The 14,692-nt window shown below is 37.6% G+C and carries 12 protein-coding genes; 10 read left to right on the forward strand and 2 right to left on the reverse strand.

Annotation, left to right across the window (positions count from 1 at the left end):
- Positions 1-7: 7 nt before the first annotated feature.
- Both hemC and hemA read right to left on the reverse strand, forming a co-directional pair.
- Positions 8-925, reverse strand: coding sequence for a hydroxymethylbilane synthase (hemC, locus tag ACIGAM_RS03455; RefSeq protein ID WP_396510056.1), 918 nt, complete (start codon positions 923-925; stop codon positions 8-10).
- Between the two features lie 3 nt (positions 926-928).
- The gene (gene hemA, locus ACIGAM_RS03460) at positions 929-2,194 is read right to left on the reverse strand and encodes a glutamyl-tRNA reductase (protein ID WP_396510057.1); all 1,266 of its coding nucleotides are present in this window, start codon (positions 2,192-2,194) and stop codon (positions 929-931) included.
- Positions 2,195-2,385: 191 nt separating this feature from the next.
- On the opposite strand from hemA, the gene ACIGAM_RS03465 reads away from it, so the two are divergent.
- The 10 genes from ACIGAM_RS03465 to ACIGAM_RS03510 all read left to right on the forward strand — a co-directional run bounded on the left by ACIGAM_RS03465 (position 2,386) and on the right by ACIGAM_RS03510 (position 14,488).
- Complete coding sequence (locus ACIGAM_RS03465) at positions 2,386-3,273, forward strand: helix-turn-helix domain-containing protein (protein ID WP_396510058.1); 888 nt, start codon at positions 2,386-2,388, stop codon at positions 3,271-3,273.
- Positions 3,274-3,277: 4 nt separating this feature from the next.
- On the forward strand, positions 3,278-4,015 hold the full coding sequence (locus ACIGAM_RS03470) for a ThuA domain-containing protein (RefSeq protein WP_396510059.1): 738 nt from the start codon (positions 3,278-3,280) through the stop codon (positions 4,013-4,015).
- Between the two features lie 89 nt (positions 4,016-4,104).
- Positions 4,105-5,145 (forward strand): ferrochelatase, encoded by a 1,041-nt coding sequence (hemH, locus tag ACIGAM_RS03475; protein ID WP_396510060.1) that lies wholly within the window; start codon positions 4,105-4,107, stop codon positions 5,143-5,145.
- Between the two features lie 53 nt (positions 5,146-5,198).
- Positions 5,199-6,539, forward strand: a complete 1,341-nt coding sequence (locus ACIGAM_RS03480; protein ID WP_396510061.1) for an MATE family efflux transporter — start codon at positions 5,199-5,201, stop codon at positions 6,537-6,539.
- Positions 6,540-6,602: 63 nt separating this feature from the next.
- Positions 6,603-9,701: a glycosyl hydrolase gene (locus tag ACIGAM_RS03485; RefSeq protein ID WP_396510062.1), complete on the forward strand. Its 3,099-nt coding sequence runs from the start codon at positions 6,603-6,605 to the stop codon at positions 9,699-9,701.
- Positions 9,702-9,833: 132 nt separating this feature from the next.
- On the forward strand, positions 9,834-10,382 hold the full coding sequence (locus tag ACIGAM_RS03490) for a CopD family protein (protein WP_396510063.1): 549 nt from the start codon (positions 9,834-9,836) through the stop codon (positions 10,380-10,382).
- Positions 10,383-10,410: 28 nt separating this feature from the next.
- The gene (locus tag ACIGAM_RS03495; protein WP_396510064.1) at positions 10,411-11,874 is read left to right on the forward strand and encodes an ATP-binding protein; all 1,464 of its coding nucleotides are present in this window, start codon (positions 10,411-10,413) and stop codon (positions 11,872-11,874) included.
- Positions 11,875-11,892: 18 nt separating this feature from the next.
- Positions 11,893-12,675, forward strand: a complete 783-nt coding sequence (locus ACIGAM_RS03500; protein WP_396510065.1) for an enoyl-CoA hydratase/isomerase family protein — start codon at positions 11,893-11,895, stop codon at positions 12,673-12,675.
- Positions 12,676-13,358: 683 nt separating this feature from the next.
- The gene (locus tag ACIGAM_RS03505; protein WP_396510066.1) at positions 13,359-13,628 is read left to right on the forward strand and encodes a hypothetical protein; all 270 of its coding nucleotides are present in this window, start codon (positions 13,359-13,361) and stop codon (positions 13,626-13,628) included.
- A gap of 257 nt (positions 13,629-13,885) precedes the next feature.
- Complete coding sequence (locus ACIGAM_RS03510) at positions 13,886-14,488, forward strand: helix-turn-helix domain-containing protein (protein ID WP_396510067.1); 603 nt, start codon at positions 13,886-13,888, stop codon at positions 14,486-14,488.
- Positions 14,489-14,692 lie beyond the last annotated feature (204 nt).

The following is a 14,692-nucleotide window of genomic DNA, read 5'->3' on the forward strand; positions in this document are numbered from 1 at the left end:
GGGGGTATTACAACTCTTTTTTAATGGACTCCATCAACTCGCGACCACCACTCTCAAGTATTTTAAGTGCGCAAAGAGTCCCAAAGTTTTGACATTCAGAAACCGGAACGCTCTCTTCAATTTCCATTTTTTGAGTTCCGTCTAGACTAAAGAGAACTCCTTTAAAATGAATACGCTTCTCTTTAATTTCTGCATAAGCACCTATAGGTGCCGTACAGCCGCCTTCTAAAGTTCTTAGAAACTCACGTTCTACATGAGTTACTAGTTCAGAGTTTTTATGATTAAGGTGGGCGCAGGCTTCTTTGCAATACGAGTCGTTTTGCATTACCGCAATTACCATCGCGCCTTGTGCCGGTGCAGGTAACATCCAGTCGAGTACGATATGATTTTCGGGCTTTAAGTTTATACGCTCTAAACCTGCTTTTGCAAAAACAGCACCTGCCCAGTCGTTATCTGCTACTTTTTGAAGTCTGGTATTTACATTACCCCGTAAGTCAACTACCTGATGGTGTGGATATTTATTTAACCACTGTGCTTTACGCCGTAAACTACCTGTAGCAATAGTAACAGTTGATTCAAAATCTGCAGTACTTTTGCCATCTTTAAAAACAAAAATATCTTCACTGGCAGCACGTTCTAAGACAGCTCCCTGAATGATTCCTTTAGGCAATTGTGTAGGTACATCTTTCATCGAGTGAACGGCGATATCTACGGTACCATTAATCATTGCAACATCAAGAGTCTTTGTAAAAATACCAGTAATGCCTAGTTCATATAAGGGTTTGTCAAGAATAAGATCGCCGGTAGATTTAACCGATATGAGTTCGGTTTTATAGCCTAGAGCCTCTAATTTATGCTGTACAGTATGTGCCTGCCAGAGCGCTAATTCGCTATCGCGGGTACCTATGCGTATCGTTTTTGCCAAAACTTAATTATTTTGAAGTTTGAACACTTTTTGAATTAACTCCAGACTTCCGGAATGAGAAATGTCTTCGGTTTTTAAGTGTTTAGCAAACTGAGTAGTAATTTTTTGAATAATGCGCTCGCTGATAATTTCAGCTTGCTCTTCATTAAAGTTTGCGATTTTACGACGTTGATTGTCAATCTCGCCATCTTTCATATGGGCAAGTTTCATCTTAAGCGCTTTAATAGTAGGCGCAAACTGGCGTGTCGTAAGCCACTCGTAAAATTCGTCTTGTATTTCTTTATTTATAGCCATTGCCTGTGGCAACTGCTTTTTACGACGATTTAAAGTATCGTTAGTTATTTGTGAAAGTTGGTCTAAGTGAACTAAAGTGACACCTTCAACTTCTTCAACATTTTGATGCACATTTTTAGGAATGCTCAAATCAAGAATAAGTAAAGGTTTTTTAGTATATAAAAGCTCTTTAGAAATTGTAGGTTTTTGTGCTCCCGTTGCTACGATAAGAACATCAGCTGTAGCAATTTCAGATTGTATATCTGCATAATCTTTAACGATAAGATTAAATTTTCCTGCTATTTTTTCGGCTTTGTCTTTGGTGCGGTTTATAAGCGTAATGTTTTCATTGCGCGTATGCTTTACGAGATTTTCACAGGTATTACGCCCTATTTTACCCGTACCAAAAAGCAAAATATTCTTTTCTGAAATAAAAGGAACACGAGATAAAATATATTGTACCGAAGCAAAACTTACCGATGTTGCTCCACTAGAAATGTTGGTTTCGTTTTTTATACGCTTACTGGCTTGTATTACAGAGTTTACTAAACGCTCCATAAACGGATTAACCAGTTTTAACTTTTTTGCTCTGCGAAAACCATTTTTTAACTGACTGATGATTTCAAAATCGCCTAAAATCTGACTGTCTAAACCGGTTCCTACTTTAAAAAGATGGTCTACCGCCTCTTCATTTTTATAAGAATAAGAAACCTTTTCAAATTCCTGAATCGTTCCCTGCGTATGTTCACAAAGTAATTTTACAAGATCTAGCGGTTCTTGAGCAAAACCATATAGCTCAGTGCGGTTGCACGTAGAAATAATACTTAGACCTTCTATGCCTTCTTCACGGGCACGTTCTAAAATGCGTTCTTGTACTACCGTATCTACACTAAAATGACCGCGCGTCTCAGCATCTGCTTTTAAATAGCTTAAGCCAATGGCGAAAAAATCACCGGGATAAGCCGGATAAAAATGTCGTTTGCCGTTTGTATTCATAATATCGCTGGCAAAAGTATTCCGCAGATTGTTTAAAAAGTAACGCTAGACGTATCATTTTTAACGATACCCGAATAAAAACCTGTTTTTGATCGTAAAATCCTCAAAATGCCCTAATTTAGTGACGTATTTTAAGCATTAGCGAAGCCTTTTGTTTAGAACAAATCTAAATAAAAACCCTTTTTTAGAATATGGAAGCTTTAAAAAATAACGCTCTAGGTTTATATAGTGAAACCAATATTGAAGATGGCTTCTTTATTCTGAAATTTAATAACGATACTTCTGAAAATCAATTAATAACGCGTGAGGTTGACAGCAGTTATATACAATTTCACTTTTGTGCAAAAGGATCTTCTGTATTTCAATTTAATGAGGGTAATTATAAACTTCCGCTAGGAGAGGAGCATTCTTTATTATTGTACAATCCGCAGCGAGATTTACCCATAAATCTTGAGATTACCCCAGACAGCTGGGTGATTTCGGTTTTTATATCAATTAAAAAATTTCATTCTCTTTTTTCTCGGGAAGCAGATTTTATTACCTTTTTAAGTGATGAAAATCGAGATCGTAAATACTATAAAGATGGAAACATCTCACCATCTATGGCGATAGTTTTAAATCAGTTAATGAATTACAATCTGCATCCTTCAATCAAGGCTTTGTATTTTAAAGGAAAGGCTTACGAGTTGTTGAGCTTGTATTTTAACCGGCCATCTGAAGCAGATACAGAGCAATGTCCGTTTCTGGTTGATGAAGATAATGTCGCAAAAATAAAACGAGCAAAAGATATTATCATCGCGCGTATGGCAGAGCCACCCTCCCTACAAGAACTTGCAGATGAGATTAACTTAAGTATTAATAAACTTAAGGAAGGTTTTAAGCAAATCTATGGTGACTCGGTTTACAGCTTTTTGTTTGATTATAAGATGGAAGTCGCCCGGCAATTACTTGCTTCCGGTTCGCATAATGTAAACGAGGTAGGTTTAAAAATAGGGTACAGTACCGCCAGTCATTTTATAGCAGCCTTTAAAAAACAATACGGTACAACGCCTAAAAAATACATTCAATCTCTAAACTAATTTTATGAAAAATCTTTTATTACTAGTTTTCCTTTCCTCATTGATTTTAAGTTGTAATTCGACTAAAAATGGTGTTTTTCTGACCAAAAAAAATGTGCTGGTTTTTACAAAGACTAATGGTTTTAGACATGCCTCAATAGAACCCGGAGTTACTGCGTTAAAAGAAATAGCTTCAGAAAATCACTGGGCAGTTCAGCACTCAGAAGATTCATTAATATTTAATTCTGAAAATTTAAAAAACTTTGATTTAATAGTTTTTCTAAGCACAACCGGTGATATTCTTGGAGAAGAACAACAGGTAGCTTTTCAGAATTATATGGAAACCGGCGGAAAATTCTTTGGTATTCATGCAGCATCTGATACCGAATATGACTGGCCCTGGTATGGGGAATTTATAGGAGGCTATTTTTTAAGCCATCCTGAAACTCAAAAAGCCCGTATAAAAAAAATAGAAAATCATAAGACGGTCAAAGCATTTCCGGAGTCTTTTGAGCGTGTAGATGAGTGGTACAATTTTAAAAACCTGAATCCAAATGTTCATGTAACGCTAACACTTGACGAGTCTTCTTACAAAGGCGGTAAAAATGGGGAGTACCACCCGCATGCCTGGTTTCATAAAGTAGGGGAAGGTGAAATGTATTACACGGGAGGAGGTCATACTGACGAATCATACACAGAACCTCAATTTAGACAGCATTTAGAAGATGTAATGAAATGGTTAATTAGTTATTCTAACCAATAGAAAACATCAATACACCACCTAACAACCCTTATAGCTTTTCGGTTTTAAAAAGTGGATAAGTCGTAGTTTTGTAAATCAAAAAAAAGAAAATGAAAAAAGGAGTACTTATGGTTAATCTGGGATCCCCAGATAGTACAGACCCTAAAGACGTAAAAAAGTACCTTGGGCAGTTTTTGATGGATAAACGCGTGATTGATTTCCCTTTGTGGGCACGCACCCTTCTAGTGAAAGGGATTATCCTAAATACACGTCCTAAAAAATCTGCTGAAGCCTATTCTAAAATCTGGTGGGAAAAAGGGTCTCCGCTCATCGTTTTAAGTGAAATGCTTCAGGAGAAAGTCGCCGATAAAGTTGACGTGCCTGTTGTATTAGCTATGCGCTACGGAAGCCCGTCTATGATGCAGGGATTACAGGAGCTTAATGATCAGGGTGTTGATGAGGTATTAATTCTGCCGTTATATCCGCAATTTGCGATGGCAACCACTGAGACTATTTTAGTATTAGCTGAAGAATTGCGTGCAGCGCATTTCCCGAACATGCGATTCTCTGATATTCCGGCGTTTTATAACAAACCCGAATATATTGAAGTGCTTTCGCGTAGCATAGAAGAAAAAATTACAGACCTCGATTATGAGATGCTTGTGTTTAGTTATCATGGGGTTCCTGAGCGACACATACGTAAAAATGATGTTACTAAAAGCCATTGTAAAATAGATGGTTCTTGCTGTAAAACGCCATCTGCGGCACATCAATTTTGCTACCGCCATCAATGCTACGAGACCACACGTCAGGTAGCCGAAAAGTTAAATTTAAAAGAAGGAACTTATTTTACTTCGTTTCAATCCCGTTTAGGTTTTGACCCGTGGTTACAACCGTACACAGATCGTACAATAGAACGTTTTGGTAAAGAAGGTTTAAAGAAAATGGCAATTGTTACTCCGGCATTTGTAAGCGACTGTTTGGAGACTTTAGAAGAAATCGCGATGGAAGGGGAAGAGATCTTTCACGAGATGGGCGGTAAAGAATTCACAACCATACCTTGTTTAAATGATCGTGATGACTGGGCACACGTAGTCGCCACCTGGATAAATGACTGGGCACTAGTAGAACCCTCTAAAGCAATAGCATAATTTAATTCCCTCAATTCTTAATTGGGGGAATTTTCATTTAAATACATACGTTTTTGTTAAAGCCAAACAGATCTGAAGTTTTAGGTACAGAACCCATAAGTACCTTGCTTATAAAACAAGCATTACCGGCTTCAATAGGTATTCTGGTAATGTCGCTCAATATCCTGGTAGACACCATTTTTGTGGGTAACTGGATAGGCAGTATCGCAATCGCCGCTATTAATGTTGTTCTTCCGGTATCGTTCTTTATAGCCGCTTTAGGAATGGCAATAGGGATAGGCGGTTCTTCAATTATCTCAAGAGCGTTAGGAGCAAACAATAAAGCTAAAGCATTTAAAACCTTCGGAAACCAAATTACCATAACCGTGTTGCTCACTGTAGGAATGGTTGTTTTGGGGTTGGTTTTTATAAACGAACTTATTCCCGCTTTTGGGGGTAAAGGAGAAATCTTTGAGCCTGCTAAAGTGTATTACCGTATTGTTCTTTATGGTGTGCCGGTTCTGGCGCTTTCGATGATGGGTAACAACGTTATTAGAGCAGAGGGGAAGCCTAAATTTGCTATGATCGCAATGATTATCCCTTCATTGGGGAATCTAATCCTCGATTATATTTTAATCAATATGCTAGATATGGGGATGGCTGGCGCAGCCTGGGCAACTACAGCTTCTTATATCTGTTGTTTTCTCTATATCGTTTGGTATTTTTTAAGTGATCATTCAGAATTAAAAATAGATATCAGCCATTTTGGCCTCGACTGGCCTATACTTAAGGAGATGTCTGCTTTGGGTTTTGTAACACTAGCGAGACAGGCAGTGGTAAGTGTTACCTATTTGTTGATGAATAATATTCTGTTTGACCTTGGCGGCGAAGCATCTGTTACAGTTTATGGAATAATAGGTCGTATGCTTATGTTTGCCTTGTTTCCAGTGCTTGGGGTAACTCAGGGATTTCTTCCAATTGCCGGATATAATTTTGGGGCAAAAAATTATAACCGCGTACGCGAAAGTATAAAGCTCGCAATAACATACGCTTGTGGTGTTGCACTTTTAATTTTTGCGCTAATTATGATTTTTCCCGAAGCTATCGTTTCGGTTTTTACACAAGATGCTGCTGTTTTAAGAGATACACCTAATGCTATGCGTTGGGTTTTTGCGGCTGTGCCGGTAATAGGCATTCAGTTAATAGGTTCGGCTTACTATCAGGCGATAGGTAAAGCGATTCCTGCACTCTTACTTACGTTAACCAGGCAGGGTTTTTTCTTTATTCCGCTGGTACTCATCTTGCCCAATTATTTTGGAGAATTGGGCGTGTGGATCTCGTTTCCCATAGCAGACGTGCTATCTACAATCGTCACCGCTTACTTTCTGTGGCGGGAAACACGTACAAAATTGTAAGGCTTCTCGCATGTATTGATGCGATTGCGTATTTTAGTTAGCTACAAACTAAGTTTTAAAAATATGCGATCACTTTTACTCAGAGCTTTTTGCCTAACACTCTTTATTTCAACCTTTGCTACACAGGCTCAGGATATAGATGAATCACTTTACGATGCTTTAGAATATAGACTTATAGGCCCTTTTAGAGGTGGGCGTAGTGCGGCTGTCACCGGTGTTCCTGGTAAGCCTAATTTATTTTATTTTGGGGCAACAGGTGGCGGAGTGTGGCGTACAAAAGACGGCGGCCGTAGCTGGGATAATATTTCAGATGGTTTTTTTGGCGGAAGTATTGGCGCTGTAGAAGTTGCTACCAGTGATCCTAATATTATTTATGTAGGTGGAGGAGAAAATACGCTACGCGGAAACGTTTCTTCTGGCTACGGAATGTGGAAGACTACAGATGCCGGTAAAACCTGGCAACAAGCTGGCTTACCAAAAAGCAGGCATATTTCAAAAATACGTATTCACCCTACTAACCCAGATATCGTGTATGCTGCTGTATTGGGAGATATTTATAAACCTACACAAGAACGCGGTGTTTATAAATCTACAGATGGCGGTGCAAACTGGTCTAAAGTTCTTTTTGCAAATGAAGACTCGGGAGCAATTGATTTAACTTTCGATCCTAATAATCCGCGTATTTTATATGCTTCAACCTGGCATGCGCGCAGAACACCCTACGATTTTACCAGTGGAGGTGCAGGATCTGCCCTTTGGAAAAGTACAGACAGTGGTTCTACCTGGAAAGAAATATCAGCAAATAAAGGCTTTCCCACAGATACTTTAGGGATTATAGGAGTTGCAGTTTCTCCGGTAAATTCTGAACGGGTTTTTGCTATCGTAGAAAATAAAGAAAAAGGGGGTTTGTATCGCAGTGAAGACGGTGGTGAAAACTGGTCTATGATTAACGACGATCGCAATATTAGACAGCGTGCCTGGTATTACACAAAAGTATATGCAGATACTCAGGATGAGGATGTGGTGTATGTACTTAATGTGAGTTATCACAAAAGTACAGATGGCGGTAAATCATTTGAAAGTAATAATGCACCGCATGGCGATCATCACGATTTATGGATCGCCCCAGAAGATCCTACACGTATGATTATGGGTGATGATGGTGGCGCTCAGGTAACTTATGATGGCGGTGAAACCTGGAGTACCTATCACAATCAACCTACCGCACAATTCTATAGAGTTACGACAGACAATCAGTTTCCATATCATATTTATGCGGCGCAGCAAGACAACTCTACGGTACGTATCCCGCACCGAACAGATGGTTATAGTATAGGTGAAGACGATTGGGATGAGACTGCAGGAGGAGAATCTGCACACATTGCTGTAGATCCTGAAGATGCTGATATTGTTTATGGTGGTAGTTATGATGGGTTTCTAACTCGTGTAAATCATAAAAATAACAGTGTACGCTCGGTTTCTGTATGGCCAGATAACCCTATGGGGCACGGTGCAGAAGATATGAAATATCGTTTTCAGTGGAATTTCCCGATTATGTTTTCGCGTCACAATCCAGATGTTTTATATACGTATAGCAACAGAGTGCATAAGACCACAAACGAAGGTCAAAGCTGGGAAGTTATTAGTCCAGATTTAACTACAGATGATAAATCAAAACAGAAATCTTCGGGTGGCCCTATCACACAGGATAATACTTCGGTAGAATATTACTGTACCATTTTTGCCGCTAATGAAAGCCCTATAAAAGAGGGCCTCTTATGGACCGGTAGTGATGATGGTTTAGTTCATGTAAGTCGTGACGGCGGTGCAAATTGGGAGAATGTCACGCCTAAAGGAATGCCAGAGTGGATGATGATAAACAGTATTGAACCAAGCTATTTTGAAGAAGGCACGTGCTACATCGCAGGTACTAAATATAAGACCGGTGATTTTGCTCCGTATTTATACAAAACCACAGACTACGGAAAAACCTGGAAAAAAATCACAAACGGCATTGCTGGAGAACACTTTACACGTGTAGTTAGAGAAGATCCCGAGCAGAAAGGATTATTATACGCCGGTACCGAAACCGGAATGTATATTTCATTTGATGCAGGCGCAAACTGGAAACCGTTTCAGTTAAACTTACCTATAGTTCCTATTACAGACTTAGCCTTAAAAGACAATAACCTCATTGTCGCAACACAGGGTAGAAGTCTGTATATTATTGATGACTTGAGTGTTTTACACCAGTTGAATAGTTCTTCAAAAACTGATGCTGTAAAATTATTTAAGCCCAAAGATACCTATAGAATGGATGGCGGAAGTCGTAAAAATGCTAACGACTCAGGAACAAATCACCCGGAAGGAGTCATAACTTATTTTTATTTACCGGAATATGATGCAAAAAAAGACAGCATTACGCTTACCTATTTTGATGCTAAAAATGATACTATTAAGTCGTACAACAACACGGCAAAAAAAGATAAGCTTGAAGTAGATAAAGGAGCTAATCAATTTAACTGGGATATGACTTACAAAGGTGCAGAACGTCTTGATGGTATGATCTTATGGTGGGCAAGTACAGAAGGTCCCAAGCAAATTCCTGGAAATTACACCGTAAAACTAAATGTAAATGGTACAGATTATAGTGCGCCTTATAAAGTAGTTGCAGACCCAAGAAGCGAATCTACATTAGCAGATATGCAGGCACAGTTTGATTTTATTAGTGATGTTAATTCAACAGTAGATCGAGCACATCAAAGCATCAAGAAAATACGTAATATCAACAGTCAGTTAAGCGCTTTTGAGAAGCAGTATAAAGATAACGCATCTACTAAAGATTTACGAGACAAGTCTAAAAAGCTGCGTGAAGATCTTGAAGAGATTGAGAAGGCATTGTACCAAACTAAAAACCGAAGCGGTCAGGATCCTTTAAATTTCCCGATTAGATTAACAAATAAACTGGCGCATTTAAATTCGCTGGTAAGTATGGGTGATTTTGCACCAACAGATCAGGATATTGCAGTTAAAAACGAACTTACTCAGCAAATAAACACCCAGTTAACGAGGTTTGATAAGCTTGTAAGCGATGAAGTGACTGCCTTTAACGCAGATTTCAATGCGATGCAATTAAATTATTTATTTATACAGGAAGATTAGTTTTTGAGAACTTCCTCCTTTAAATGATGGGGAAGTAATTTTGAATAAAATGAGGGGTGGTTCAGTTTAGTTTATAGCTATTTTGATGCTCCCCTTTTTTATTCAACGATATATTAGGTTTATTTTTACCCTATGGAATACTACAATTACCTAAAATCCCTGCATCTTATTTTTATAGTAACCTGGTTTGCGGGACTTTTTTATGTGCCGCGGTTGTTTATGTATCAGATTGAAGCTTCAGAAAAACAGGAACCAGATCGTAGTATTTTAGGTGATCAACTTGCCTTGATGACTAAGCGCCTTTGGAAGATTATAACCTGGCCTTCGATGATTTTAGCAAGTATTTTTGCATTCGGAATGTTACATATTAGCCCGGGACTTTTAGAGCTTCCGTGGATGCAAATTAAACTGGGGTTTGTGGTTTTACTGTTTGCATATCATTTCAAAAATCATCAGATTTATAAGCAGTTGCAAGCCGGTAATTTTAAGTATACCACAAAATTTATGCGCATCTGGAATGAGGGTCCTACACTTATTCTCTTTGCCGTAGTATTTTTAGTAATAACAAAAAGTGCAACCAACTGGATTTGGGGTTTAGCAGGGCTATTAACGCTTGCGATACTTCTTATGCTAGGAATAAAACTATATAAAAGCATACGCGAAAAAAACCCTAACGCCTGACGGCGCGATTTTTGATACCTTCTAACCCATGAAATTTAACAAGCTTTCGTTACGCCTGCGCATCTTTTTTGGGATGGTTTTCCTCATTCTGGGAGCTTCGATTCTCATTGGGATTATTAGTGTTGTACAATACAAAGAGGAAGCAAAAGAGTATCACCGAGATCGTTTGTTGCGCAAAGAAGATCAGATTAGAGCAGAGATAGATTACGTTCTGGACCAGACTTCTTATGAGATAACCGCAAATAACCTCCCTAATATTTTAAGATGGCAACAGAACATATACCGCATTGCAGATGTTCACGAGTTGCCTATTAATATCTACGATCTAAAAGGACACCTTTTATTAAAGTCTAAAGACGGCTTTGTTTCAGACACCTTAGAAACAGCGCTCACACCTAAAATTTTAGACGGTTTAGCTAATTCTCCCACAAAACGATGGGTCGAGCAATTAGAGATAGACGGTGTAAAATATACTTCGTCATACACCTACATAAACGACAATAAATTTAAGCCGCTTGCGATAATGAATCTACCCTATATACAGGATGATGATTTTATAACCCGCGAGCTCGATGAGTTTCTGCGTAGACTTGCAGAAGGCTATTTGTTTATGCTGCTTATTGCTACAGCCTTATCCTATTTTCTATCGCGTTACATTACACGTAGCTTAAAAACCATAGGTGATAAAATGATTGAGACACGTCTCGATAAACGCAATCAGCGTATTGAGATTGATGATGCCAGTGAAGAGATTAACAACCTGGTGCAGTCTTATAATGGGATGATAGACGAACTCGAAAACTCTGCTGCGCAACTTGCACAAAGCGAGCGGGAGGCAGCCTGGCGGGAGATGGCAAAACAGGTAGCACACGAGATTAAAAATCCGTTGACACCTATGCGCTTAACCGTACAAAGTTTTCAACGCAGATTTGATCCTGAAGACCCTGATATTCACAAAAAGTTAGATGAGTACAGCAAAACCTTGATTCAGCAGATAGACACGATGAGTTCTATAGCAGAGGCTTTTTCTAACTTCGCTAAAATGCCTGCGCAGCAAAATGAAACGTTGAATGTGGTTTTTGTAACTAAGCTGGCGCTCGATATTTTTACAGAACCCTATTTGACTTTTGTTTCGGAAGAAGAAGAGATTACCGCAAAATTTGATCGTACCCAGTTGATTCGGGTGATTACAAATCTTGTTAAAAATGCTACTCAGGCGACCGAAGATACTCCAGATCCTAAAATACGGGTTGAGGTAAAGCGGGAAGACGGTATGGTATGTATTCTGGTTTGCGATAATGGTCATGGTATTTCAGAAGATCTTGCAGAAAAAGTTTTTGAACCTAAATTCACCACAAAATCAAGTGGAATGGGACTAGGACTGGCGATGGTTAAAAATATCGTGGAAACCTATAACGGAACCATTACCTTTACTTCTAAAGCGGAACGAGGAACTGTTTTTAAAGTGTCTTTTCCGCAGGCAATTGTCTAAAAACTAAATAGTATAATCATGAATTTTGAAAATCTTATTTATGAAGTCGATGATCAATTGGCTATCATAACCATAAACAGACCAAAAAAATTAAACGCACTTAATAAAGAAACCATTCAGGAATTGCACGACGCGTTTGCAGAAGCTGATAGCGATCCTAATATTGGAGTAATCATCTTAACCGGAAGCGGAGAAAAAGCATTTGTTGCCGGCGCAGATATTAGTGAGTTTTCAGATTTTGAAGAAGAGCAAGGCGCTCTTTTAGCACGTAAAGGTCAGAAATTATTATTTGACTTTATCGAAAACCTAAGTACACCGGTAATTGCTGCAATTAACGGTTTTGCATTAGGTGGCGGTCTAGAATTAGCAATGGCAGCTCACATACGTATTGCCAGTGATAATGCACGAATGGGTCTGCCGGAAACTTCGCTGGGTTTAATACCGGGTTATGGGGGCACACAGCGTTTACCGCAGCTGGTAGGTAAAGGCCGCGCTTTTGAAATGATTATGACTGCCAGTATGATTAATGCAGATCAAGCATTACAATATGGTCTTGTGAATCATGTAACAATGCAAGAAGAGCTAATGTCTCACGCAGAAAAATTAGCGGCTAAGATTTTAGATAACTCAGGCGTTGCGATTGCTACAGCCATAACAGCAGTTAACGCAGGTTTTAAAGCAGGTGTTAACGGCTACGATGTAGAGATTGAAGGTTTTGGTGCTTCTTTTGGTACTGAAGATTTTAAAGAAGGAACTTCAGCATTTCTAGAGAAGCGAAAAGCAGAGTTTCCCGGGAAATAAAAGTGGCAATCTTAAATAAAGTATTAAAAAAACCGCTCTTTAGTGGTTTTTCTATTTTAATAAAAGCCCTTATTATCAGCACAAAAAAGTTCTGATATCCCGTAAATCACTTCTGTAAACAAGTATATTTGTTTGGATATAAGGAGTTGGCAACAATTTGAATGAACCAAACACTAAATTTCATATTACTTCTTTTAATTCCAATTTTGTCTTTTGGACAGGAAAAGGATTTCTATGATTTGGATAATTCGTACCACGAAATTTTTAGGAATAATAAAGTAAAGTCATTAAAAGTTCTTACTAAGGAATTTGACAAAAATGGAGATGTCAAAGAAAACTATGTTGAGCTAGTTCAAAATTTCGCAGAAAATTGAGATATAGTCTGGGAAAAAGAATTTTATGATGACTCAACAACAGCCTGGGAAGTAAATTATAAGTATAATGACAACCATCAAACTATTAGAACTGAATGGACTTGGTTAGACGAAAACGACCAAGACCTTACCGAATACGAATATGATTCTGACAACAGACTTATAAAAAGTCGTGACTTTTATAAAAGTTCAAACTCAACTGACTTTTTATTAGAGGAATCCCAATTCTACCATTAAAAAAAAAATCGAATAAGTAAGGTCACCAATATTGACAACGAAATAGAATCCTTCTATAAAAAGAAAGGGAAAATGGTCTTTGGATTTAGCGCTGATAACGAACTGAAGTACAAGTATAAAAATGGTGAATTTGTTTATCAAAATCTAGATTCAATCATTTTTCAATATGAACGGAACAAAATCGGTCAGATTTTAAAAACCACTAAGACCGACAAAAAAGGAACTGTACTTAGTCAAAGTAATTATGAATATTCTAATGGACTATTAATGAAAGTTATTTCTAAAGACAGAGCTGGAAATTTGATACGAGAAGAAGAATATCAATATGAATATTATGAATAAAAAACTGTTGCCAACAATGTATAACCGCAATTACGGCGGATTCGACTACGTCCGAATCCACTCGGAATTGCGAGCGTCAGTGCCAAACCGAAAATTAACGCATATTAACCCGTAACTGACGGTTATACGAGACCGTTATCACCTTGAATGTACCTATAATCATAAAATTCAGTGAATGCCGTAAGAATGTCGTCAATAAGCCGCTATAAAATTAATAATCTTTAAATATTTTAGCTCCAAAATAAAAATAGTAAATAATGAGAAAAATCGGAGAAAAAATCAAAGAAGTGCGCTTAAAAAAAGGTTTATCCCAAGAAAATCTAGCGGAATCTTCGAAAGTAAATTTAAGAACAATTCAGCGTATAGAAAATAATGAAACAAATCCTAGAAATAAAACGCTTCGCTTAATCTTTGATGTTTTAGAAATAGAAATGATCGAAAATGAAAAAAAATTCCAATTAGATAAAAACTTGATTGGGTCAATTTTTTTAACATTGGCAATAATCATAAGTTCTTTTACAGTATGGATACGGATTTCAAGAGGATACTCAGGGTTCGAAAAGATTTACACAAAATATGATGGTTGGAATGGACATACTTACTTGAATGATTATCACTTTTACAATTGGTTTTTAAGTATAAGTGCTATTACTGTAGGATTAACAGTTATAATAAATTCACTGGGATTTATTAAAAACAAAATGAAATATATAATAATTCAAGTTATATGTTTATCCTTATACCTAATCGGATTATTTGGTTGGAGCTTTAGGCGAGCTTTTGAAATTCGACCTGGTTTATTTGTTATAGTAATTTCAACTATTATATTAATTATAGTTTATAAAAAAAACAGGTGCTAACACCGGTAACCGTTGCACAAGACTTTAATTTATAGAAATCTCATTCTGTTAAACCGCTTTTAAGCGGTTTTTCTGTAGGCTTCCCCTTTTTAGGACACCTTAAAATTCGATAAATAGTTATTATTTAGTTCAGGTTTGATGAAGAATTTAAATTCTTCATCAAACCTAGGCATATATTCTTTTGGGGATTTATTCCCTAAAGAT

Source organism: Leeuwenhoekiella sp. NPDC079379 (genome assembly GCF_044542075.1).
In the GTDB taxonomy this organism is placed as follows: domain Bacteria; phylum Bacteroidota; class Bacteroidia; order Flavobacteriales; family Flavobacteriaceae; genus Leeuwenhoekiella.